This is a genomic window from Shewanella sp. 10B, from assembly GCF_023475885.1.
GTDB classification, from domain to species: Bacteria; Pseudomonadota; Gammaproteobacteria; order Enterobacterales; family Shewanellaceae; genus Shewanella; species Shewanella mangrovisoli.
In genome coordinates, this window is sequence record NZ_JAMDJO010000003.1 from 362,363 (window position 1) to 385,635 (window position 23,273).

The 23,273-nt window shown below is 49.4% G+C and carries 20 protein-coding genes and 1 riboswitch; of the genes, 10 read left to right on the plus strand and 10 right to left on the minus strand.

The genetic code is table 11. The features are described 5' to 3' along the window. Nucleotides 1–28 precede the first annotated feature (28 nt). A riboswitch (cobalamin riboswitch) is annotated at nt 29–258 on the minus strand. Nucleotides 259–383: 125 nt separating this feature from the next. From M0415_RS13845 to M0415_RS13855, 3 genes are all read right to left on the minus strand, one after another. Beyond that, the gene (locus M0415_RS13845; RefSeq protein ID WP_011718265.1) at nt 384–1,052 is read right to left on the minus strand and encodes a hypothetical protein; all 669 of its coding nucleotides are present in this window, start codon (nt 1,050–1,052) and stop codon (nt 384–386) included. A 246-nt stretch (nt 1,053–1,298) separates the two neighbouring features. Continuing rightward, entirely contained in the window at nt 1,299–2,735 is a 1,437-nt protein-coding gene (locus M0415_RS13850) for an RCC1 domain-containing protein (RefSeq protein WP_249556208.1), read from the minus strand. Nucleotides 2,736–2,738: 3 nt separating this feature from the next. Then, nucleotides 2,739–4,100 carry a hypothetical protein gene (locus M0415_RS13855; RefSeq protein WP_249556209.1) on the minus strand — a complete coding sequence of 454 codons (1,362 nt, stop codon included), beginning with the start codon at nt 4,098–4,100 and terminating at the stop codon, nt 2,739–2,741. 207 nt (nt 4,101–4,307) lie between these two features. Here M0415_RS13855 and rihA point away from each other — a divergent pair, with 207 nt between their 5' ends. The 3 genes from rihA (at nt 4,308) to azu (ending at nt 6,840) form a co-directional block, all read left to right on the plus strand. Then, nucleotides 4,308–5,264: a pyrimidine-specific ribonucleoside hydrolase RihA gene (gene rihA, locus M0415_RS13860; RefSeq protein ID WP_249556210.1), complete on the plus strand. Its 957-nt coding sequence runs from the start codon at nt 4,308–4,310 to the stop codon at nt 5,262–5,264. 19 nt (nt 5,265–5,283) lie between these two features. After that, nucleotides 5,284–6,195: a ribokinase gene (gene rbsK / locus M0415_RS13865; protein ID WP_086902789.1), complete on the plus strand. Its 912-nt coding sequence runs from the start codon at nt 5,284–5,286 to the stop codon at nt 6,193–6,195. Nucleotides 6,196–6,363: 168 nt separating this feature from the next. After that, nucleotides 6,364–6,840: an azurin gene (gene azu, locus M0415_RS13870; RefSeq protein ID WP_011718270.1), complete on the plus strand. Its 477-nt coding sequence runs from the start codon at nt 6,364–6,366 to the stop codon at nt 6,838–6,840. A 148-nt stretch (nt 6,841–6,988) separates the two neighbouring features. Here the strand turns inward: azu and M0415_RS13875 are convergent, their stop codons facing one another. Continuing rightward, complete coding sequence (locus M0415_RS13875; protein WP_011625141.1) at nt 6,989–7,294, minus strand: DUF3622 domain-containing protein; 306 nt, start codon at nt 7,292–7,294, stop codon at nt 6,989–6,991. Between the two features lie 354 nt (nt 7,295–7,648). On the opposite strand from M0415_RS13875, the gene M0415_RS13880 reads away from it, so the two are divergent. Continuing rightward, a complete protein-coding gene (locus M0415_RS13880) occupies nt 7,649–8,914 on the plus strand; it encodes a glycerophosphodiester phosphodiesterase family protein (RefSeq protein WP_086902788.1) in 1,266 nt (421 codons plus the stop codon). 86 nt (nt 8,915–9,000) lie between these two features. Here M0415_RS13880 and M0415_RS13885 read toward each other — a convergent pair whose 3' ends face one another. Next, complete coding sequence (locus M0415_RS13885; protein WP_011624046.1) at nt 9,001–9,567, minus strand: phosphoribosyltransferase; 567 nt, start codon at nt 9,565–9,567, stop codon at nt 9,001–9,003. 332 nt (nt 9,568–9,899) lie between these two features. Further along, on the minus strand, nt 9,900–11,666 hold the full coding sequence (locus M0415_RS13890) for an alkaline phosphatase D family protein (protein WP_249556211.1): 1,767 nt from the start codon (nt 11,664–11,666) through the stop codon (nt 9,900–9,902). A 261-nt stretch (nt 11,667–11,927) separates the two neighbouring features. Here M0415_RS13890 and M0415_RS13895 point away from each other — a divergent pair, with 261 nt between their 5' ends. Further along, the gene (locus tag M0415_RS13895) at nt 11,928–12,353 is read left to right on the plus strand and encodes a CBS domain-containing protein (RefSeq protein WP_011624048.1); all 426 of its coding nucleotides are present in this window, start codon (nt 11,928–11,930) and stop codon (nt 12,351–12,353) included. Nucleotides 12,354–12,436: 83 nt separating this feature from the next. Next, nucleotides 12,437–13,042 carry a DUF4274 domain-containing protein gene (locus M0415_RS13900; RefSeq protein ID WP_086902786.1) on the plus strand — a complete coding sequence of 202 codons (606 nt, stop codon included), beginning with the start codon at nt 12,437–12,439 and terminating at the stop codon, nt 13,040–13,042. A gap of 50 nt (nt 13,043–13,092) precedes the next feature. Here the strand turns inward: M0415_RS13900 and M0415_RS13905 are convergent, their stop codons facing one another. Then, nucleotides 13,093–14,454 (minus strand): MATE family efflux transporter, encoded by a 1,362-nt coding sequence (locus M0415_RS13905; RefSeq protein ID WP_086902785.1) that lies wholly within the window; start codon nt 14,452–14,454, stop codon nt 13,093–13,095. 327 nt (nt 14,455–14,781) lie between these two features. Here M0415_RS13905 and M0415_RS13910 point away from each other — a divergent pair, with 327 nt between their 5' ends. Continuing rightward, complete coding sequence (locus M0415_RS13910) at nt 14,782–15,729, plus strand: alpha/beta hydrolase (protein ID WP_086902784.1); 948 nt, start codon at nt 14,782–14,784, stop codon at nt 15,727–15,729. A 94-nt stretch (nt 15,730–15,823) separates the two neighbouring features. On the opposite strand, the gene M0415_RS13915 is transcribed toward M0415_RS13910, so the two are convergent. After that, a complete protein-coding gene (locus M0415_RS13915) occupies nt 15,824–16,306 on the minus strand; it encodes a cupin domain-containing protein (protein ID WP_086902783.1) in 483 nt (160 codons plus the stop codon). Nucleotides 16,307–16,444: 138 nt separating this feature from the next. On the opposite strand from M0415_RS13915, the gene M0415_RS13920 reads away from it, so the two are divergent. From M0415_RS13920 to M0415_RS13930, 3 genes are all read left to right on the plus strand, one after another. Continuing rightward, nucleotides 16,445–18,613: a TonB-dependent receptor plug domain-containing protein gene (locus M0415_RS13920; protein ID WP_249556212.1), complete on the plus strand. Its 2,169-nt coding sequence runs from the start codon at nt 16,445–16,447 to the stop codon at nt 18,611–18,613. Then, entirely contained in the window at nt 18,613–19,074 is a 462-nt protein-coding gene (locus M0415_RS13925; RefSeq protein WP_086902781.1) for a TlpA family protein disulfide reductase, read from the plus strand. The genes M0415_RS13920 and M0415_RS13925 overlap by 1 nt, the downstream gene beginning before the upstream one ends. 290 nt (nt 19,075–19,364) lie before the next feature. Further along, a complete protein-coding gene (locus M0415_RS13930; RefSeq protein WP_011718277.1) occupies nt 19,365–20,273 on the plus strand; it encodes a GGDEF domain-containing protein in 909 nt (302 codons plus the stop codon). 82 nt (nt 20,274–20,355) lie between these two features. Here the strand turns inward: M0415_RS13930 and M0415_RS13935 are convergent, their stop codons facing one another. Together M0415_RS13935 and M0415_RS13940 are read right to left on the minus strand one after the other, a co-directional pair. Continuing rightward, a complete protein-coding gene (locus M0415_RS13935; RefSeq protein WP_249556213.1) occupies nt 20,356–22,542 on the minus strand; it encodes an OsmC domain/YcaO domain-containing protein in 2,187 nt (728 codons plus the stop codon). A 218-nt stretch (nt 22,543–22,760) separates the two neighbouring features. After that, nucleotides 22,761–23,003, minus strand: a complete 243-nt coding sequence (locus M0415_RS13940; RefSeq protein ID WP_249556214.1) for a hypothetical protein — start codon at nt 23,001–23,003, stop codon at nt 22,761–22,763. Nucleotides 23,004–23,273 lie beyond the last annotated feature (270 nt).

Here is a 23,273-nt window from a genome sequence, read left to right on the forward strand (position 1 = left end):
TCGCATTTTGAGATCTGCCCACCGAAATCTCAAAAACACCTTTAGGGCCGGTCTCCGGACTTAGGCTATGTTTTTCTCAACGAGAGATAAACGCGAAACTGACCTTTGCACACTCGATTCTCTGGCTCATCTTGAGCTACCTAGCGAATGCGGTCGTCTCTCACCTTTTACCGTTGCGGGGGCAGTGCCAGAATTTCACTGGCTTCCCGATTATCTCGCGACGAATACGTCGCAAGCACCACAGAAGGTTGACTAAAAATGAGGTTCATAGGGCGAAAACCAGTTAACGCCCAACAAGGCTCGTGGCATATCAAGCCTGAGCGCGCGCATTATAGACGTCTATACGGATGAAAGTCCACGATCATCCGTCTATCGACTGACAACTACTTTAAGGAAAAGGGCGCTAAGGCAGAGATAAAGTCGGCACTGTTGGCCGCTTGCAGAGGAGGTTTATCGGCAGAAAACACCTCACCACGCATCGATTTATGCAGCAAATACAAATCCTTGTCGCCACTCACTACAGTGTAATAACCAATTTCGCCCTGGGGATGAGAGGTAAAGGCCGTTGGATTAAATTGAGTCGCGCCATGGACATTCGGCATAGTGGTACAACCAAGAATGGCTTGAAATCCGTCGTGACCGTCCACTTGGGTATCCCCCAACTTTTGATAAACCACTTCACCGTCACAGGAGGCTTGGTAAGTCTCGGCCATCGCATCTAAAAACTGCTCGGGGCTGACGCTTTCGGCCATATCCTTAAAGCCTTGCACACAAAACAGCGCACTCCATTGATTGAGCGCCTCCTGCTCCGGCACAAACTCCGCCATAAACATGCCAGCACGTTCTTCATGATAGGCTTTGCGCCACCCCTCTGGCAGGTTAAATCCTAATTGCTGGCTAAAGACGGGGAGCACATGGGAATGGGAAGCACTGCTCTCATGGCGAGGCATATCCAATTTCGCCTCGACGGATTCAGAACCGATTAGGCTGCACAGCATCAATACGCTCGCGCCCTGCCATAACCTCATCTGCATATGGGGTATACATTTCATTATTATCATCCTTGTATCGCATTGTTATGGGTTAATACGACATATGAAATTGCATAGAAAACATCCAGCATTCTAGCGAAGATGTAAATAAGATAACAGTTAAAAAGCGAAACAAAATGATACTTATACAGTCATAACAACTGTAAAATGGCAAATAGCCGCCAAAGATAGGGGCTGTGAGGGATTAAAAAAGCTGGTGAATGAACCTTCACCAGCTGAGGTATGCCCTACATGCCCAACAATGAGTTAGTCAAAAGACCAATTGATTTTCCGCTGCGGCCTTGCCTGACTCAAAATCGCCTGCCGTTGCTCCGGGGTCTCACATTGGGCGGCGGGATTAGATTCCAGCGGCTTAACCACCAAGGAGTCGGCAGGTTGTATCGGCGATTTATCAAACATCCCGAGATTCATCGACCAAGAGACCCATTCTCCTTTTTCACTGATCCCCACAAAACCATCATTTGCCTGCGCTAACCAAGTGAGGCGCGGAATGCGTTCAATCAGTTGCTCGACATTTTTAAGGTTTGCCCGATAACCGACGGGGACCACTTTGCCGTCGGGACGCGTAAAGGCAAAGGAGGACTTGCCTAGCGTAATTTTGCTGCCCTGCTGCCAATATTTGTCGAGGATCTCCTGAGCCTGATGAAAGCCAAACAGATAGGCGTAATCCGTATCGTCGGCGAGAATTTGCGGCGTGGCGTTGTCACGCAGTAGCAAGAATCCCGGGCCAACGCTGATAATCTCCTTCACGCCTGTGATATCGGTTTTCTTGATCCAATCGACGCCACAGTTAGTCCCATCACCCCAGAAATGCGCGTCACCCGTTGGACTTAACACCGCAAATGCGCAACTGTTTGCCGTGAGACTCGCTACATCCTTAAGCGCGCTGCGGATAGGATAAGCATCACTGCGCCAGCCCCAACTCACCACTGAGCCATCTTTTTTTAAGGCGGCATAGGTATTTTGAAAATATTCGATATGTTTGATATCCGTGAGCTGCGACTGCAACTTTTTCATATTGGTCGAACTTTCAACCTCCCCCCAAACTACGGCGCTGGCGTCTTTTTTCAGGGCAATAAAACTGCGCCCTTTAGCAAAGATATCGACCACATCGACTAACTCATCCTGCACCTGCAAACTATTGCCGCCGTAAGGCCCGTAGCCCCAAGTATGCACCTTACCATTGGCGTCGAGGGCGGCTACTGCCTCTCGGTTGGCGAATAGCTTAGTGATATTGGTCATGCGCGCTTGCAATACCTTGTCCAGACTCAACTTGCCCGCATTACCCCAATACACCACAGTGCCATCTTGGCGCAGTGCGGCAAACCCATCTTTAACTGGGACAATTTGCTTCACTTGCTTAAGTTGTTCTGTCACCTCACGGCTATCGCCACCGGCAAAACTATCGCCCCAAGTGATCACCTCACCAGACTTGGTTAATGCAGCGAAGGCCGTGCTGTTGGTCACCACAGTCTCAACTGCGGGTAAATCGCAGGGAATATGGCGATAATTCGGATTTGCCTCTTCCTTAAACTGGATAAGCTTGCCGTTATCAAATTGCAGCAAGGATTCCTTTTCATTTTCGACTACGGCGACGGGCTTAGGTTGGCTACAGGCGGTTAATTGTAACGCCACTAAGGCGGCCACCAATGCCAAGGGGCGTGATATAGGATAAGACTGCATTACTTATTTCCCTGTATTTGCTGAAATTTTGGTTGCTGATACTTTGGTTACTGAAAACGCGGGTTGCTGATTGGGTTGTGCTAATTTGCCTGATATCGACTCGAGTAGCGGCTTGAGTTCGTATTCAAAACCCTGAGTCGTATTTAAACGGGTTAAGAGCACTTGAATTTGTTTATCCAGTGTCTGCGCACAGTCTTGGCTGAGCGCGTCAAATGGCATTGCCTGTTTTAAGGCTGTTAAGATCAACCGTTGAACTGGGCCGATAGCCTGCCCCACTTGGCGGTTCAGTGTGGTATTGTCGAGCACTAATGTTACTAAGTAGAGTAAATAATCGAGGTGCACAGTAAAATCGACGTGGCATTGCTTTTCATCCGCCAAGCCGAATTTGAGCGCTTTGGCCTCACACAGCGCCTTCAATACCGCTAACTTTTCTGCGGTTAATTCCAACGCAAAGGGCAACTGCTTAGTGCGCGTCATCAGCACAAAGCTGACTAAGGTTTTAGCCGACAGCGTCTGTTTACTACGGGCGAGCATCGCCAGCGCTAAGTCGTGAAATCCTAATGAACTCAAGCGATAAAAGCTTATCATCGCAATAGATTCATCTACGGATTCCAGCTTTTTTTTGCTCGGTAAAGTTTGCATTTGTTCGAATAAATCCACGAAACGCGGATAGTGTTCAGGGCAATGACCTATATGCTCAGCAGCTTCCCAGACCAAGATATTCGCGGCAGGATGCTGGCGATAGGTTTCGAGCAAACAAATAATCCCGGTGTAATCCTGTTGCTGCCCTAAACGCCTAATCATTGGCACATAACGGGACTCGGCCCAGCGGATCCTTAATAGCGCCAAACAGAAATAACCAACCAGCAAACTGCCTAATATACCTGCGATGCCAAAGCCGAAGTCCAATTTGGCGCGATCGCGGGTTAATTCGAGATCGGCGCTCGCCTGTGTTGGCGCCTCGGGAAGATAATGCACAACACTTTGTCCGTAGTTGGGCACTAATGCGCCTGGGGTGTCGCCCTGCGGCGGCCGTAATTGATAGGTCGCTTGGCAATTCACACCATCGAGTTCCCATTGACGGACGAGCTTGCCTTCGGCGGTGCGATACTCAGCCAAGCAAATCAATCTTTGGTTATACACGCCCGTCGAACTGCGCTCACTGCGATAGGCGGTCTCAATCACTCGACCTATGGCCACATCACCACGCTCCAGCAACTGATTGACCAAAAACCACTTTTGCGCCCCTTCCCAGAGGAACAGCGCGGCAACACTCATCAAAAGGAGAGGGACACAGGTCAAGAGTATTGCTAACCAGCCCCAAAAACGCGTGGGTGCACTCGAGGTTAATTGACTGCGATTCATCAACACGCCAGAACTTCCTTATCATTCCATGATCGGTAAGGCATTAGAGAACTTGATTCTGCCTAAAGCGGGGCGCTATTGTAGCAGCTTATTGATAGAAATCAGAAAAAGCTCACAGTTTGCCCTAAAGACTCGGCCACATCCTAGCCTGCAAACTTGAGCATGCTATTCTACGTTTCCATTCCCGCTGTTTAAAGGAGTAACAGTATGAGTCGTCCGATTATTTTGGATTGCGATCCCGGCCATGACGATGCTATCGCGCTGATTTTAGCTCTCGCCCATCCAGAGCTAAACCCACTGGCCGTGACCACCAGCGCCGGCAACCAAACCCCAGATAAAACCCTCAATAACGCCCTGCGGATCTTAACCCTGCTCAATCGCAGCGATATTCCGGTTGCGGGCGGCGCAGTTAAACCCTTAAGCCGTAAATTGATGATTGCCGATAACGTTCACGGTGAAACGGGGCTCGATGGCCCGGCATTGCCTGCGCCGAGTTTTCAACCTCAAGCCGTGAATGCAATCGAGCTGATGGCCGAGAAAATCCGCCAAAGCGATAAACCAGTAACATTAGTGCCTACTGGGCCGCTCACCAATATCGCGCTGCTACTCGCCAGCCACGGCGAGTTACACGCCAAGATTGAGCGCATTGTGTTGATGGGTGGTGCCGCTGGGGTTGGTAACTGGACACCCGCCGCCGAGTTTAATATTTTTGTCGACCCAGAGGCGGCCGATATCGTCTTTAAATCCGGAATTCCCATCACCATGTGCGGCCTCGATGTTACCCATCAGGCACAGATCATGGATGAAGATATCGAACGTATTCGCGCTATTGCTAATCCCGTGGCTAAGTGTGTCGCCGAGTTGTTGGATTTCTTTATGATTTACCATAGAGATCCTAAATGGGGCTTTGTCGGCGCGCCGCTGCACGACCCTTGCACTATCGCTTGGTTACTTAACCCCGCGCTGTTTGATGCCCAAGACTGCTGGGTCGGCATTGAAACCCAAAGCGAGTTAACACTGGGGATGACGGTAGTCGACCGCTATCAACTGACGGGCAAACCCGCCAATGCAACTGTGCTTTTCGGCATTGATAGACAGGGTTTTGTTGACTTGTTAGTTGACAGCTTAGCGGCCTACACACCAACCTATCTCAATCGCAGATAAACTTAAGAGTGAACCTTCCATGAGCCAGATCCTCGTTATCGGCAGTGCGAATGCCGATCATGTGATGAATTTTGAGTATTTGCCCGTTCCCGGCCAAACCTTAATGAGCCGAGCCTATCGCTTGGAGCATGGTGGCAAAGGGGCTAATCAGGCAGTAGCCTGTGCCCGTTTATGCCAGGAGGATGCGGAAGTGGCATTTATCTGCCATCTCGGCCAAGACAGTGTCGGCAATGACATGCGTACAAGCTGGCTCAAGGATGGCATTAAGGCCGAAGGTATTACCCAAGTCGCCAATATGAGTACGGGCACGGCGCTGATTTTTGTCGGCGATAATGGGGAGAACTCCATCGGGATCGCCGCGGGCGCCAATGCCCATCTCACCCCGAGCGAATTAGAGCAGCATTACGCCCTGTTTGCCAATGCCCAATTCTTACTGATCCAGCTCGAAACGCCGATGGAGACGGTTCAGCACGCATTGCAAACCGCCAAGCGCCTCGGTATTACCACAGTGCTGAATCCTGCGCCTGCAACCAGTCAGGAGTTGGATTACCTCAAATGGGTCGACATCATTACTCCCAATGAGACCGAGGCCGAAGCGCTAACGGGTATTGAGGTTAATAACGAAGAAGATGCCGAGCTTGCCGCACAGTGGCTCCATCAGCAGGGCGTTGCAACTGTCGTCATCACCTTAGGCAGTAAAGGCGCGTTTATTAGCAGTGCTGGCTTTACCGGGTTAATTCCGGCGCTGACAGTGCAAGCCATAGATACGGTTGCCGCGGGCGATACCTTTAATGGCGCCTTAGTGGTGGGTTTAAGTGAGGGCATGTCAATTGCCGCGGCCGTCGGGTTTGCCAATGCCGCCTCGGCCATTACCGTTACCCGAGAAGGCGCCCAGCGCGCGATTCCCTATCGCCACGAAGTCCAACGTTAGCCCATGAGTGCGGCAAATTGTCGCACTCGACCTCTTTCATTCAAAAGTACTATATACATAATTTACATACCGAATTCATTCCCATTTAATGAATTCAGCCTATGCTGGCAAGCGCATGTTCGAGCCAAAACGGCTCGACCCACCTTGTTCAGAATAAGGAAGTACCAGATGAAAGCGAAAAGCACCACTTTACGTAATATGACTAGCGCTAGCTTACTCGGCCTAGGATTATTCGTCGCCAGCCAAGCGAGTGCTAACGAATGTGAACTCAAGATTGCTGCGACTGACGCTATGCAATTTGACACTAAAGAGCTGTCTGTTCCTGCAACGTGTAAGGAAGTGACCCTCACACTAACGCACACTGGCACTCTGCCAAAAGCAGCTATGGGCCACAACTGGGTATTAACTAAAGCCGCTGATATGTCTGCCGTTGCGACCGATGGTATGGGCGCTGGCGCCGATGCTGCTTACGTTAAAGCCGGTGATACCCGTGTTATCGCACACACTGGTTTAGTGGGTGGCGGTGAATCAACTTCTGTGACCTTTAGCACCGCAGGCATGAGCGCGACTGAAGCTTACCAGTTCTTCTGCAGCTTCCCAGGTCACTGGGCGATTATGCAAGGTAGCTTTAAAATTCAAGGCTAATCCCATTGCCTAATGCCTACTTAAGGGAATACCTTAACTGAGACAACAAAAAAGCGGACCTCTGGTCCGCTTTTTTGTTGAGTGCATATTGGCTTATAAGCCAATATGCACTCGAGGATTTTGTTTCGAGATGTATTCTTCGGGCGAGTTATTCTTCGCCGAACTCGTCTTCATCATCAAAATCATCGGCATCGGTTGCCGCTTCTGCCGCTAAAGCCGCCGCTAATTTGGCCTTAGCCTGTTTCTCTGAGCGACGCTTGTTGCGCTCAGCCAGCGTGCCTAAAAACACTTGCAGCTCGGCTTGACCCCAAGCTTGTGCCTCAGCCTCGGTCGCAAAACCGTCATGGCTTTTCGACACTACTGTTTTAGTCGACGTCATACGACGGGTGATTTCCGTCTTCCAACCATTTTCAGCTTGAGTGACGCGAAAATCGTATTTTTTACCCTTGCTCATTCTGCTCTATTTCCTAAATGATGCTTGCCACGTTTGTCTTATCAAGCGATACAAACGCCATCATAAAACAAAAGGAGCGCAGTTTACTTGATTTCGGCACAGAAAGATCGCTTGCGAGAAAATTTTCATACTTAGCACTTTCACACTGCCGTAAGAATCCCAAAAGTAACGCGGCATGCTAGATAATTTCTCGCCCTAATCTTAGTCCTAAGCTCAGTATCAAGCTAGCGTAAAAGCGGCTGGCGGACGGTATCTTTTCTTGTTTTAGTCATAAAACTGAGCTTATTTAGTCATATAGCAATTTTAGAGTATGAGGGACCCCATTAATAAGTAATCCATAATTTAGGAAAGATGATGAACACCTCCTCAGTAACACTCTACATGCTGCTCGCCAGTACGGCCCTGCTCGCAGGCTGTAACAGTGATAACAAAGATAACGACACCACGCCGCCCGCCAAACTGGTGCCCGCCCAAGTCGGTGAGCGACCACTGTTTTTGGTGCGTCAAATGCAGGACAGCAGCTTAAAAACCCGTTTAGCCCAGTGCGAAACCGACCATTTTTACCGTAGCGATTTTGCCATTGGTCATCGCGGCGCGGCGATGCAATTCCCCGAACACACCAAAGAATCCTACCAAGCGGCCATCGACTCTGGCGCGGGTATCGTCGAGTGCGATGTGACTTTTACCGCCGATAAAGCCTTAGTCTGTCGCCATTCCCAGTGCGATCTCGCCAGCACAACCAATATTTTGGCTATTCCCGAACTTGCCAATAAATGCTCAGTCCCCTTTACCCCCGCCGATGCGGCCAATGGCGTTGCCGCCACAGCAACTTGCTGTACCAGCGATATCACCCTCGCCGAATTTAAAATGTTAAAGGGTAAGATGGAGGGCGAAAATCCAAAGGCCACCAATGTCAAGGAATTTATCAATGCCACGCCAAAGTGGCGCACCGATCTCTATGCGGGTAATGGCACCCTAATGACCCACGCCGAGAGTATTGAGATGTTTAAAAAGGCCGGCGTCAAAATGACACCCGAGCTAAAGGCCGCCAGCGTGGCTATGCCCTTCGACGGTTTTACTCAACAGGAGTACGCCCAGAAGATGCTCGATGAATATACCGCAGCGGGTGTCGATGCCTCTCAAGTATTCCCCCAATCCTTTAATTTAGAAGATGTAAAATACTGGATTGCTAACGCCCCCGAGTTTGGCAAACAAGCGGTATATCTTGATGATAGATATGATATTCACACGGGCTTTGACCCACAGGACTCCTCCAGCTGGTCGCCCTCAATGGCGGAACTTAAAGCCCAAGGCGTAGAGATTGTCGCGCCGCCACTCTGGGTGCTGGTGACCTTAGATGCGGATAAAAAAATCATTCCATCGGAATATGCCAAAGCCGCGAAAGCAGCGGGACTCAAGATCATCACTTGGAGCTTAGAGCGCTCAGGATTATTGAAAGATGGCGGCGGTTGGTATTATCAAAGCATTACCGATGCCATTGATAATGAAGGCGATACCTACGAGCTGCTCGATGTGCTCGCCAAAGATGTGGGCGTGATTGGCGTCTTCTCTGACTGGCCAGCGACCGTCACTTACTATGCCAACTGCATGGATTTATAGGCCCAATAAATAGGCTCAAAATACAAAAGCTAGAAACAAAAAAGCGTTAGCAAAAACTGCTAACGCTTTTTATTAACAGATTCTTGTTACTTAAAAAGATGCTGAATATTTTTTAGATCGCCCTTACCTTCGGCAATTTCTTCCGGCGTTAAGCCCGTCACTTCATGTGGGAACACTAACCAGTCTTCAGAAGCATGGATATAGTAATCAGGCTTTAAAGGCACAGCGGTATTCTTTGGCTTGTAATAAGGGCAAGCGATACGAATATCCTGCGGCATGTTTAAACGCATCAGTTGGCTTAACTTTTCCTTCAGCGCGTGGATGCTGCGGCCAGAGTCAAACACATCGTCCACAATCAGTAAGCTATCGCTAGCATTCGCATTTTCAACAATGTAATGCAGACCATGTACTTTGATTTCTTTGCTTTGCTTGTCGGTACCAATACCGTAGTAAGACGAGGTACGCACGGCGATATGGTCGGTTTCAACCTTCTTAAAGTCGAAAAACTCTTGTACCGCGATCCCGATTGGAGCACCGCCACGCCAAATACCCACGATAAACTGCGGACGGAATCCACTCTCATAAACCTGTGAAGCTAATAGAAATGAATCTTCTAGCAGTTGCTGTGCGGTAACGAAATATTTTTCTGACATGACACCGATCCCCATCTTAATTATTGATTTTAGGTGTTAAAGCGAGCGCTTTTACCTAGTAAGGTCTGTTCGGCGTCCAAAACACGAGAACAGCATTCTCTTCATAAGAGTCCTAGCAAGTGTAGGCAGCCGCCGAATTTTGGGAGCGAATTTTATACCAAAAAAAACCGCCGTGCTGCAGTTATAGTCATAAGTTGCAGGTGAACGGCCGTTTATTTTGCATTTTTAGGACGGAACTAACAAAAAGCGTACAAAAAAGGCCACCCAAAGGTGGCCAACAAGGAACGAGCACAGGCCCAAAGCAAAGAATGGAGCTTAAGTTTGGCGCTAAGTTAGCTCACAGGGTTGATAACGTGTTCACCGACCTTAGTCATGGCGCTGTAGCTGCGGCTGGTCGACTCTTCAAACTCCTTCGCCAGAATCGTGCTGACATAATGCCAGTCGCTACGCACCGCTTCCTTAGTGAAGGTTAAGGTCATAAAGCCGCGATCTTTAAGGTTGGTGTATTTAAGATCTGGCACCAACTCGACGATCGCCGCCTCGGTCGCGGGGATCTGCTCCGCCGGTAGATTTAAGTAATATTCCAAACCAGGTGAAGACACTGAGCTTGTGGCAAACTCGACCCCCACAGTATCACCGTTGACATCTTTAAGCTCATTCGCCCAAGCATTATGAGTGTCACCTGCAATCACCACTAGGTTATGATTCTTCGATTTAGCCGTGCCTAAAATCACTTCCCTTTCATAGGCATAACCATCCCATGCATCCAAGTTATAGGGAATAGATGGCAGTTGCAGCAGGGCAATCACCTCTGGCGTTAACAAGGCTTGATTAGCCTGTAAATACTGTAATTCCGCCGCCGTTAGAGTTGGATCATTTGCCGCCGCACGGGCGGCTAACTTCGCCAACGCCCCAAGCATGGCATATTGTGGAATGCTCATTTTCTGGGTAGCGATCGCCGCAGGCAGGGACATCTTGCCCATCAGGATCTGTTGCCCTAATACCTGCCAAGTGCCCGTGGCTTGCAATAAGGTGCCCTGTAACCAAAGTAGCTGTGTCAGACCTAACATAGTGCGCGAGGTCGATGTCACATCGGCGAGGAAACGCTCCCCATCGAAGGCCCCCGTGCTGGCATCCATATAATCGGCATAATCGAGTTGCTTATCGCGAGCCAAGACGCGCGTGTCCAGCATATGTAAGTCGACTAAGTTACCGTAACTGAAGCTGCGGTAGATCTCCTCATGGTTACCCTCGCGCCATGGACGGATCGGCAGCCACTCAAAGTAAGCTTGTAGCGCGGCTTCTTTACGGACCGCAAAATCCCCTTCGCCTTCGTTGTGGTTCTCGGCGCCATCACGCCAGGTATCGTTTGCCACTTCGTGGTCGTCCCATACGGTAATAAATGGCACTTTCGCGTGCAATTTTTGCAGGCTGGCATCGGTATGGTACTGGCCATAACGGGTACGATAATCGCTAAGCGTCAGCAGTTCGTTGGCGGGTAACACTTCACGGCCAAGCTCCGCCGCATGTTCGCTGGCATAGCCACCACGGGCATATTCATAGATATAATCACCCAGATGCACCACGGCATCGAGGTCATCCTGCGCCGCAGCCAGTTCATACACGTTAAAGTAGCCAGCAGGAAAGTTAGCGCAGGACATAACGGCGAGTTTTACCGAACTTACTTCGCCCTCGGGTAAAGTGCGGGTCTTGCCCACCTCGGAGGTTTTTCCGCCCGTCATAAAGCGGTAGAAATAGGTTTGTCCCGCACGTAAACCGCGGGCATCGATTTTGACCGTGTAATCACGGTTAGCATTAGTGACCATCTCCCCAGTGGTCACTAATTGTGAGAATGCCGCGTCACTGGCGACTTGCCAGCTCACTTTAACATCCCCAGCAGAATCTGGCGTCACACGGGTCCAGAGGATCACCGCATCCTGCGCTGGGTCACCGCTGGCAACCCCATGTAAAAACTGTGCGGGCACAGAGTTATCATCATCACTGTCACTACACCCCATTAGGCCGTAGGAGATCACTGCGGCACCAATACCTTTGGCTGACATTGCTAGAAAATCACGACGAGTCACGGTTCGTTTCATTATTATTATTCCCTTTAAAAATGAGGTTTCACTGGTATGAGGTCTAATGAGGCCCCGATTGTGAGACATCACTGTTACACATTTGTGACATCTTTGTCAGCCTTTTATGATTTCTTTTAATTCATCAACTTATACTGAATAGCGTTCTTTATTTGTACAGTGCTGGCACAGAGCATCACTAAACTGCTAACATCGACTCAGATGCAAATAGCGCCTAAGATCACTACTTCTTAGCGCATTGTTAAAAAAGGAATTTATAGGATGAAAGTCAGCGACATTATGAGCACTGAGGTCATCTGCATCAGCGATGGTGCAAGCCTGAAAGATGCCCACCATTTAATGCAAACCCGCGGCGTGCGTCATCTACCTGTGATATCTGAAACCGACGGCACCTTAGTCGGTGTGCTCACCCATAAGAAGATGATCGCCAGCGTATTGTCTATGCTGAACAAATACGGCCAAGGCGCGTTGGATCGTAAGGAACGCTACACTCCCATAGCGACAGTGATGGACAAAGACTGCCAGCACTTAACCGCCGATGAGCCCTTAAGCGTGGTGGTGGAATACTTTATCGACAACAAACTCGGCTGCTTACCAGTAGTAGATAACGATAAGAAAGTATTAGGGATTGTCACCTCTTCCGACTTTATTAAGCTCTGTCGTACCCTGCTGCAACAGCAAGCTTAACGCCTAACATCCTCACTCTTTCTCGCTGGCCCTCAGTTATCAGGGTTGGCGAGAGTCATTATTTAACAATCCCAAGGACGCCCGTGGCTAAGTTATTAACCCAAGAACAATTTATCCGCGCCTATGAATGCGCCGAATTAGGCTGTATCGCCAACCATGACCGCCTAGTCCAATTACTCGCCGATCCCAATTATGACGCTTTACATGAATACAGCGCCTACTTTGGCAAAGCGGCGACACACATCATCTGTATCAGTGACTTACAAAGCATGGAGGAATTGCATTTTGTCGCGGGCAACTTGAATTGGGATGACCATGATCCCGATATGGCGAGGGCAATTATCGAACACCCACTCTGTGATGCGGGTACCGCTTTATTGCTTTACTGGTACGGACAAGGCTTTTATTACTCCACGCCACAGAGGCTCGACACGCCTTTTGGACAGCTATTCAAAACCATTACCGAACGCTTTGTTGCGCGGGGCTATGCCAGCTATAAAATCCATTTTGATCCGATTAAAGAATGTTTTATGCCCTCATTAGAGGACGTCCTCACGAATGGATGCCAAATTCCAGGGGCTATTTTTGCCCCCTACAGCACAATGGAAATCGAAACTGATGCAGGGCATCCAAGGTATCTACAATTTAAAAATGAGCAGCTGAAATCGGGAAAATGGGGTAACCAATAAGCCCTAAACTGTCTTTAAGTAGAACGCTTAAAGCCAAGCTATTAACGTGATTAAATAGGCGTTGCTGGCGGAATACGGGTAAAACGCTGCCAGCGACCCGAGCGCCAACGGTGCACCATAATCAAGCCTCGCACCCATTCATCGGCCGCAACCGCAAGCCAAGCTGCAAGGACGCCATAACCTAAATGCAGCCCAAAGAACCAAGCCAATAGCACGCCAATCCCCCACATGCTAAAGAGGCCAACGCGCACCGGAAACGCCACATCCCCCGCGCCTTTTAATGCCGAAATAATCACCAGATTAAAGACTCGGCCGGTTTCCAGCGCAATCGAGCCCAATAACAGGAGTGCGGTAAGTTGAATAACCTCAGGGTTCTCACTTAGCCAGCCCACTATGGTAAAACGCTGCCAATAAAAGGCTAGCACTATGGCGAGGGAGGTAATAAAGCCCAGCAAGCAATACTTTTGCACCCGCAGCGTTATCTCATCGAACCATTGTTTACCGACGTAATAACCGGTTTGAATTTGCGCCGCCTGCCCGAGCGCCACCGCAAAACAGTAAATAAAGCGGCTGATATTCAAACCATAGGTATAGGCCGTCAGCGAGAGCGTGCCCATCTGGCTGATAAAATAGATGATTGTCATCTGCGCCACATTGTAGGACAGCATTTCGCCCGCATTAAGCAAACCTATGCGCATCACGCTCCAATAGGTGCTGCGCGGCAATAACTTCAGCCTTGGCATCGGCAGTGGGATACCTTTATGGCGGATCACCGCCAGCATAATCAAGGCACCGATAATCTGGCTGGTGACAGTCGAAATCGCCACCCCAGTCACCCCATAAACTGGCAAACCAAAGGGAGAATAGAGGGCAATATAGTTACCGAGCACATTCATCAATCCCGTGCTGGAGGTGACTAACATGGCCGAGCGGGTAAAGCCGTAGCTGCGCAAGATGGCGGCAAAGGCGATGTTCATCACCAGCCCTATGCTTAAACTGCCGCAGATCAGCAGATAGTCATTTCCATAGCCTGCGACTTCTGGCTCTAGCGCAAATAAACTGATAATGCCGTGGGCACCGAAAAACATCGATGTGCCCATAATCACGGCTAAGCCTAAGCTTAAGGCCACGCTGGCCACGCCAATATCGGTCGCTTGCTGCGTCTGCCCAGCACCATTATTTTGGCTGATCAGAATGCTGGCGCCCGTGCTGACCATCATGGACATCACCATCATAAAAAACATCAATTGGGTGGTGAGCCCCACGGCGGCGACGGCATTATCGGAATAATGGCTCAGCATAAAAATATCGCTGATCCCGAGTAAGGATTGCAGCAAGGTTTCGATAAAAATCGGCCAAGTGAGGGCGACAATGCCCATGCGTTGTTGCAGGGTTTTAGCTGATTTAGCCACGTCCAATCCTTACCGCTGGAAGACAAGTGAAATAGCAATAACATGCCAAGGCTGGCGAGCGGTAATTTTCTTACATTTTTAGATTGTGCTCAATCCTTCATCAAGCCTAATACCTATCCCTGCAACCGTATTCATTGGGCGGAGCTCAATTCATTGAAGTCGAAAAATATCAGCAACACCTCAATTAACACTCTTTAATCGACTGAAATAGCTGGGATTAATACCATATCATCCAATACACACTACCCTTTTCGAGATTGAGCCGATACACTTTGCCGACCACAAGGGGCGATCAACGCTCACCGAATATATTCAGGGAAACTGCACATGAGCCAACTCTATTTAGAAGACGGAATTAAACAATTAGTGAGCGAGTTTATCGCCGCAGGTTGCCCTTCGGTGCGCGAACAGAGCCTTGAGGAGCGCCGCCAAGGGTATATCGCTAGCACAGTATTAGCAGGCGAGCCGGAGGCTGTGTTTGAAGTTAAAACCTTATCCCTTGAGGGCATAGAATTAACCCTATTTAAGCCCTCTGCGGACAACAACTTACCCGTGGTCATTTACTATCACGGCGGCTGTTTTGTCAGTGGTGGCATCGCCACCCACAATCAACAACTACGTAAAATTGCCAATGATTCCGGCGCGTTAGTGGTGGCGGTCCGCTATCGTCTCGCCCCAGAGCATGTGTACCCCGCCGCCCATGACGATGCCTTCAATGCCGCCAATCTCGTGCAACAACATTGCCAGCAATGGGGCGGTGATGACACCAATATCACCCTGATGGGCGACAGTGCTGGCGGCCATTTAGCCTTAGTCACTTGCCTGCGGTTAAAGGCACAAGGGCAATGGTTACCTAAAAAACAAGTGCTTATCTACCCTATGTTGGATGCGACCGCCAAAAGCCAGAGTTATATCGACAATGGCGATAAGTACATTATCACTCGCGATACGCTGCTCACGGGCTTTGATATGTACCTCGACTGGCACCCCAGAACCGATGTTGAAGCCAGCCCACTGCGCAGCCACGACCTAGCAGGTTTACCCGAAACCCACATTATTACCGCCGAATTCGATCCGCTGTTAGATGAGGGCGAACAGCTATTCCGTAACCTGTTAGATGAGGGCGAACAGCTATTCCGTAACCTGTTAGATGCGGGCGTCAATGCCCATTGCCGCCGCTATTTAGGGGTGATCCATGGCTTCTTCCAACTCGCAGGCGTCAGCCAATCGGCGCGGGACGCCATGGTGCAAGTAACCCATATTATTCGCGCTTAACCTCAGTAAGCCGCATGTTTAGATAAAAGGCATGCGGCTACTGAATCCATTCAACCAATAGCCCATCGCATGATAACGCAATGATTTAACGACGCTATTTCGCCTCTGGCCGACTCAGTTTGTGGATCACGTCTTGATGCTGTGGATACATGGCCAGTAAGGCTTCTTGGCTAAATAGCTCAAAGTCATCGAAGGTAAAACCGGGTGACACCATGCAACCCACCAGCGAGAATCCATCCTGATTCATGGCCGAGCCAAAAATACAGCCCTTAGGCACTAAAAACTGTGGCCTTTCGCCCGCGGCTAAATCTAGGCCTAGTTGCGCCGTGGTCAGCTCGCCCTCAGGGGAAATCATATAAATCGTCAGCGATTGACCCGCATGGAAATACCACATTTCATCGGCCGTGAGTCGATGAAAATGCGACACTTCGCCGGTTCTCAGTAAGAAATAAATACTGCTCCATAGCTGACGACTCGGATCGAAGGCCGATTCAGAGCGATAGGAAGAACGGTAATATCCGCCCTCAACATGCTGTTCAAGTTCTAAATACTGAATAAAATCATCTGCATTCTGCATCTTTACTACTCCATTCATTTTTTCGCACCTGTATCTTGGCTAATACCTTTTTTAAGAAGATGTTAGAACCATGACTAAAATCAAATAATAATTATTCTCATTTGCATATAATGCTGCCACTTGTAATTTTACGGAGAAATGAGAGTGAAGCCTACTTACCTTGCCATCCTGTTAGCAGCCCTACTACATCCCCCCTTGGCCAGCGCAGACGAAGTGAACCAACCTGAACTGGATAAAATCGAGCGCGTGAGTGTTGTCGGCGTAAGACAACGATTAGAGCAAGCCGGAACCTTGGCTAACACTATCATGAAAACCGAAGTCATCGACGCCAGCGTGATTGAGAACAAAAATGCCGTTAACCTCTCCGAGGCGATTGATAATTCCCCCGGCGTTAAAGTCTCCAACGAATGCTCCATGTGTGGCGTGAAGCGCATTATGCTCAACGGCATGAAAGGCGAGCAAACCACGATTCTGGTCGATGGTTTACCCGTACACACCATGATATCGGGCTATTATGCGGTCGATGCGATCCCAACAACTGGAGTCGAGCGCATCGAAGTCGCCCGTGGCGCGGGCGCCTCCCTAATCGCCCCCGAGGCCATTGGCGGCACCATTAATATTGTCAGCTACGAGCCCACTGAAAACGGTGCTGAACTAGATTTGTCCGCCGGTGAAAATGGCTACCGTAAACTGGGTTTTCTCGGTAAAGGTGTGACCCAAGATGGCCGCACCCGCGCGACACTCGTTGCACAATATGACGATAGAGATCAAGCCGATGCGGACAATAATAAAGTCAACGAAGCACCGATGCAGGAAAACCGCAGCCTGACCGCTCGAGTCTCCCACGATATTACCGATGCCGATAACCTAGTGCTGCGCGTCGCCAATATTCAATCGGAAATTTTCGGCGGCCCTATGATAGGCAGCACCTTCGCCGATGGCGTAGCGTCTAGCACGGGGAACGTGTTATCCGGCTACGATGGCCAACCGAGCGAGCCACAACAACTGTTTGAAGATGGTGATGTGCGTAAGCGCTACACAGGAAAAGCCTGGGAAACCACCGAATGGATTAAGACCGAACGTAATGAAGCCTCACTCGCTTGGCTGAGGGAATTTAACGACGACTGGAACATGCACCTTGCCGCCAGCTACGCCGATCATAAACAGGACTCCTTCTACGAAGGCTTCGATTACAGCGCCGATGACAAAATGTGGTTCTTCGATGCACGCTTTAATTATCTGTTGAGCGAGAGCCAACTACTGACCTTCGGCGCCGACTTACGCACTGAGGAAATGCGTTCCCATTCCCGCTCAGGCAGTGCCAACCCTGATTATGTTTCCGACTCCTTTGACTATGATGTAAAAGGCGTTTATCTACAGGATACTTGGCAAGCCACTGAATCGTTAGAAGTCGCAATGGCACTGCGTTACGATACTATCAGCGCCGATTTTACCGACCCCAACAAACCCGGCACCGAACTCGATGAGTCGATTCTGTCTCCTAGGGTCGACATTCGTCTGCGCCACAATGATGAATGGACCTCGCGCCTATCCGCAGGTCGCGGCTATCGCGCGCCATTATCCTTCTTTGAAACCGACCACGGCATTTTAGATGGCTCTCTGGGCTTTGACATCGATATCGACGAGCTAGAGCGCTCCAACTCAGTCAACTATGCCCTGAGTTACGAAGGTGAACGCCTCACCTCTACCGCCTCGATTGCTTGGACCGAAGTCGAGCATTTAGCGGCATTAACCACTAACGACCATGGCATTCCATTACTGACCCAACTCGATGAAGAAGCACGGGTTATCACCAGCGATATTGCCTTGGGTTATCGCTTGACCGACGATATGAGTTTAAGCCTTACCGCCGAGCATTTTGGTTATGACTCTATCTTTAAATCTTCCTATGCCATTGCGCCAGTTGAAAAACGGGTCACGCTCAGCATGGATTGGGATGTTAATGACTGGGAAATTTTTGCCAACCTAGTGTGGATCGGTAGTCGCGATCTGTCCGACTTTGGCTACGAAGGCTATAACCGCCTCGATGCCAATGGCCAAGTCGACCCTAGCTCGAAAAAGACCACGGATGCGCCCTCTTACGTGACTTTAGATTTAAAGGTCAGTTATCAGCTCAACGATACCCTGTCACTCTACACAGGGGTCAGCAATCTGTTTGACTATACCCAAGCGGGGGATGAAGACACGCCACTGTTTTACGATGCAGAGGGTGCCTTCGACGTTGGCTATATCTATGGCCCACTGCGTGGCAGAGAAATCTACGCTGGCATGAAGTTTAGCTTCTAATGCTGCGTATTCTTCTCCTTATGCTGTTGTGCTGCGTCCTGCCGTTATCGGCGGCGCAACTCACCCGCGACTATCAGTTTCAAGCTTTGCGGGGTCAGCAAGTGACTGACTTGTCACATCTCGAGGGGCAAGCGATGGCATTGATGTTCTTTGAGCCTGAGTGCCCTTGGTGTATCAAGCAGGCCAGCGTGCTGAAGCTGCTGCATCAAAGCTGTCGTCAAGGCGTGCACCCCGTGGCACTTGGGGTCAACGGAGATAATTTAGCCTTAAAACGTGCCCTGTTTAGGCTGAATTTCCCCTTTGAAGCCTACCGCGCACCATCGGCTTTGCTAAACGATATGGGCGGAATTCCTGCCACGCCCATTTTACTGCTATTAAATGCCAAGGGAGAGTTAATCAAAGGCTATCGCGGTTTTACCAACGAAGCAGAGCTGAAGGCTCAACTCTGCCGCTCGAGTTAATATCAGCATAATTTAATCTATTGTTTTCAATCAGAGTGTTGTTTTATGCTATTAAATGGCACACCATTCTGATTGAGAACAATAGGTTTCTGCCAATAAAACCTACATTAATCTACGCTGTGCAACGCCAACATCAGATACACTTAGAGTGTTACTCCGACATGCCCTTGCCTAGGTATAAACAAGCCACATGGGCCAGTGATAGTGAGTAATGGGTGTAATAGCAGACAAGGAGCCAACTAAGAGTGCTTCAATCTATTAGACCCTTTAACGAATAGGGAGCTTGTTTGATGGTCAGTATTGAGCAAATGGCTTTAGTGCTGGACGCGCTACCCGATCCGGCGTTTATCCTGTCCCAAAGCGGCCGCTATGTTGCCGTGTTTGGTGGTAAAGATGCGCGTTATTACCACGATGGCAGTGGATTAGTCGGCCTTTACCTGAGCGATGTACTCAACGACGAAAAAACTACTTACTACCTCGGCATTATTCAGCAAGCCTTGGATAGCCGTAAATTACTGATTGAGGAATATGAGCTCAGTAACAAGGATGTCAAAGGCTTACCCGATGAAGGACCATCGCAACCCATCTGGTTTGAGGGGCGCATTCAGGCGTTAGATTTTCTGGTGAATAACGAACCCGTCGTCCTCTGGGTCGCCAGTAATATTTCCAAGCGCCATAAACTGGAATTACAACTGCGACAGTTAAGCGATACCGACCAACTGACAGGGCTCTATAACCGCCGCCGCTTAGACCGTGATTTACAACTACTCTTCGACACTTTTAGCCGCCATCGCATTCCGGCATCGATCTTAGTCCTCGATCTGGACCACCTAAAACGGATCAACGATCAACTTGGCCACCAAGCGGGCGATCGCGTCATCATGGCGGTTGCCGACACCTGCCAACAACAATTTCGCAAAACCGACAGCGCCTACCGTTTTGGTGGCGATGAGTTTGTGATTGCCCTGCCCGGAGTTGACCATGACCAAGCCATAGTGTTTGCCGAATACCTCTGTGACTGCTGCTTTAAGGCATTGCAGCAGCTCTCGGTAAAGGGGTTATTTGCCACCGTCAGCATAGGTGTCGCCAGCATAGAAGCGGGCGACAAATCCTATGAAGATACCCTAAAACGCGCCGATGCCGCGCTTTATCAAGCCAAGCGGGATGGCAAAAACCGCGTTATCGCCAATAGTGCTTGATGCTGTATCAACCTGATAAATCAACAATAAAAAAGCGAACCTAGGTTCGCTTTTTATATACATTACACTGTTCGCGTCGCGATTATTGCGCCGCTTTGGCCTTGCGGGCGGCGTGCAGTTTTTTATAGCTTTCGATTAAGCGTAAATGTGGCTCAATCCCTTCGAGCTGCATGCTGGTCTTAGTTAAACCGCTGAAACGGATTTTGCCAGTAATGCTGCCGACCACTTGTTCCATCACTTCCGCACCAAACATGCGGGTAAAGTTATGGCTAAAGTCTTCGAGTTCAAGGTCTTCATCCAGCGTCACTTCCAGCACCGCGCTCATGGCTTGGAAGAACAGATTGCGCTTCACGGTATTGTCGTTAAATTGCAGGAACTCACCGACTAACTCCAGCGCCTCTTCATGCGCGCCGAGTGCTAGATAAATCAGTATCTTAAGTTCGATAATCGTCAACTTACCCCAGACGGTGTTTTCATCAAACACAATACCAATCAGGGTACGAATATCGGTGTAGTTATCGAGCTGACTTTCCTCTAAGCGATTGACTAGGTTGACCAATTGCTTAGTGCTTAGAGAATGCAGATTCAGGATATCTTCACGGTAATCCAGCGCCTTGTTGGTGTTATCCCAAATCAGGTCTTCAACTGGATAAACTTCAGAGTAATCAGGTACTAAAATACGGCAAGCCGATGCGCCTAATTCGGTAAATTCGGCGACATACACCTCTTTACCCAGCTCTTCTAAAATGCCGAATAAGCGGTCCGCTTCCTCTTGGTTAGTGCCAGAGAAATCCCATTCGCAGAACTCATAGTCATGCTTGCTGCTAAAGAAGCGCCAGGAGATCACACCCGTTGAGTCGATAAAGTGCTCTACAAAGTTTTCAGGCTCGCTCACCGCCATGCTGTTAAAGGTCGGTTTTGGCACATCGTTTAGACCTTCGAAGCTGCGACCTTGGAGCAATTCGGTCAGGCTGCGCTCCAATGCCACTTCAAAGCTTGGGTGGGCACCGAAGGAGGCGAATACGCCGCCGGTTTTCGGATTCATCAGCGTCACGCACATCACAGGGAACTGGCCGCCTAAGGAGGCGTCTTTCACTACCACAGGGAAGCCCTGTTCTTCTAAGCCCTTAATGCCCGCAAGAATGCTGGGGTATTTTTCTAACACCGACATTGGCACGTCGGGCAGAACGATTTCTTGCTCGATAATTTGGCGTTTCACCGCGCGCTCGAAGATCTCAGACAGACACTGTACTTCGGCTTCTTTGATGTTGTTACCCGCGCTCATGCCATTGCTTAAGAACAGGTTTTCAATCAGGTTTGATGGGAAGTAAACAGTCTCGCCATCGGATTTACGCTTGTAAGGAATCGCACAAATGCCACGGTCGCTATTGCCCGAGTTAGTGTCGATAAGATGCGAGCCGCACAGCTCCTCATCGGGGTTATAAATCTCTAGGCAGTAGTCGTCTAACAGGCCCGCTGGCAGAGCGTCGTCTTCCTCGAGGGCAAACCATTTTTCATTCGGATAATGCACAAACTCGCTGTTAGCGATTTCAACGCCAAAGAATTGGTCGTTATAGAAAAAGTTATTGTTTAAACGCTCGATAAACTCACCGAGGGCCGAGCACAATGCGCTCTCTTTGGTTGTGCCTTTACCATTGGTAAAACACATGGGCGATGCGGCATCACGGATATGCAGTGACCACACATTGGGCACAATGTTACGCCATGAGGAGATCTCAATCTTCATCCCCAGCTCAGCCAAAATGCCGGTCATATTGGCAATGGTCTGCTCCAGCGGTAAGTCTTTACCCAAAATATAGGTGCTGCTGTCGTCGCCAGGGTGACCCATCAACATGGCATTGGCGTCGGCATCGAGGTTTTCAACGGTTTCGATTCTAAATTCTGGGCCAGTCTGCACGACTTTTTTCACTGTGCAGCGGTCGATCGAGCGCAAAATACCTTCGCGATCTTTATCCGAAATATCATCGGGCAATTCGACATTGATCTGGAAAATCTGGTTGTAGCGATCTTCTGGGTCGACAATATTGTTTTGCGACAGGCGGATATTGTCCGTCGGAATATCGCGGGATTTACAATATACCTTCACAAAGTAGGCCGCACACAGCGCCGAAGAAGCTAAGAAGTAGTCAAAGGGACTCGGCGCCGAGCCGTCGCCCTTATAACGGATGGGCTGATCGGCCGTTACCGTAAAGTCGTCGAACTTGGCTTCGAGTCTCAGGTTGTCGAGAAAATTAACTTTGATTTCCATTAGAATTTTTCCACTCAATATGCTCAAACGCGGTAATCGCATTCGTTACCGCACAGCATTGCCCTTGGGCGCTATCGTCTTGGGGGGAATTATCGGTGTTTTTCGCCCATTAGTCTTGGGTTAATTATGTTAAAAAAACACCAGCGGGGTTTTTACGCCATAGGCAGCAAGCTGCAGAGTAGGATTTATTGCGGCATTCACTGTGGTTTAGCCAAGGGTTAATGCTCAACACTGCTTTGCTTATCCGCCTCGCGCTTAACCAGTAAAAAGGTGAGATACATCTTTGTCGGCAGGGATAACGCCATGCCAACGGCAACGCAAACGGCGCTGATAATAATTCCCTTAACGCCCATGGCTTCGACGGACTCATTAAAGTTATGCAGATAAATCCCAAGCATAATCAGGCACAGCCCAAGGCCAATGCAGATTTTTAAGAGGGTTATCAGCCTTTGATTAGTCACAGTCCTGCCTTTAGTGTGCGCGTCTTGATTAAGCTTGCGTCATCTTGATTCAACAGCGCCGCAACGCTGACCAACTCAAACAAGCGCCGCCGATGCATAAAGATTAACTAATATAATGAGCGCATTGACTTACTTAGGCCTTGATTAAGATCAACGAAGTGACTCAGCCTGTCGCCCTCATCCTTAAGTCAAATACCACTTTGCAATTTTGTCGGTTACATTAGATTTTTGTTAACTTAAGCACTTAAGAGTATTGGGGATTCGTTATAC

What these genes read in the sequence shown, in the direction of transcription:
- M0415_RS13845 (WP_011718265.1), bottom strand. Translation starts at nt 1,052, where the DNA reads ATGAAATGTATACCCCATATGCAGATGAGGTTATGGCAGGGCGCGAGC.
- M0415_RS13850 (WP_249556208.1), bottom strand. Translation starts at nt 2,735, where the DNA reads ATGCAGTCTTATCCTATATCACGCCCCTTGGCATTGGTGGCCGCCTTA.
- M0415_RS13855 (WP_249556209.1), bottom strand. Translation starts at nt 4,100, where the DNA reads ATGAATCGCAGTCAATTAACCTCGAGTGCACCCACGCGTTTTTGGGGC.
- rihA (WP_249556210.1), top strand. Translation starts at nt 4,308, where the DNA reads ATGAGTCGTCCGATTATTTTGGATTGCGATCCCGGCCATGACGATGCT.
- rbsK (WP_086902789.1), top strand. Translation starts at nt 5,284, where the DNA reads ATGAGCCAGATCCTCGTTATCGGCAGTGCGAATGCCGATCATGTGATG.
- azu (WP_011718270.1), top strand. Translation starts at nt 6,364, where the DNA reads ATGAAAGCGAAAAGCACCACTTTACGTAATATGACTAGCGCTAGCTTA.
- M0415_RS13875 (WP_011625141.1), bottom strand. Translation starts at nt 7,294, where the DNA reads ATGAGCAAGGGTAAAAAATACGATTTTCGCGTCACTCAAGCTGAAAAT.
- M0415_RS13880 (WP_086902788.1), top strand. Translation starts at nt 7,649, where the DNA reads ATGAACACCTCCTCAGTAACACTCTACATGCTGCTCGCCAGTACGGCC.
- M0415_RS13885 (WP_011624046.1), bottom strand. Translation starts at nt 9,567, where the DNA reads ATGTCAGAAAAATATTTCGTTACCGCACAGCAACTGCTAGAAGATTCA.
- M0415_RS13890 (WP_249556211.1), bottom strand. Translation starts at nt 11,666, where the DNA reads ATGAAACGAACCGTGACTCGTCGTGATTTTCTAGCAATGTCAGCCAAA.
- M0415_RS13895 (WP_011624048.1), top strand. Translation starts at nt 11,928, where the DNA reads ATGAAAGTCAGCGACATTATGAGCACTGAGGTCATCTGCATCAGCGAT.
- M0415_RS13910 (WP_086902784.1), top strand. Translation starts at nt 14,782, where the DNA reads ATGAGCCAACTCTATTTAGAAGACGGAATTAAACAATTAGTGAGCGAG.
- M0415_RS13915 (WP_086902783.1), bottom strand. Translation starts at nt 16,306, where the DNA reads ATGCAGAATGCAGATGATTTTATTCAGTATTTAGAACTTGAACAGCAT.
- M0415_RS13920 (WP_249556212.1), top strand. Translation starts at nt 16,445, where the DNA reads ATGAGAGTGAAGCCTACTTACCTTGCCATCCTGTTAGCAGCCCTACTA.
- M0415_RS13925 (WP_086902781.1), top strand. Translation starts at nt 18,613, where the DNA reads ATGCTGCGTATTCTTCTCCTTATGCTGTTGTGCTGCGTCCTGCCGTTA.
- M0415_RS13930 (WP_011718277.1), top strand. Translation starts at nt 19,365, where the DNA reads ATGGTCAGTATTGAGCAAATGGCTTTAGTGCTGGACGCGCTACCCGAT.
- M0415_RS13935 (WP_249556213.1), bottom strand. Translation starts at nt 22,542, where the DNA reads ATGGAAATCAAAGTTAATTTTCTCGACAACCTGAGACTCGAAGCCAAG.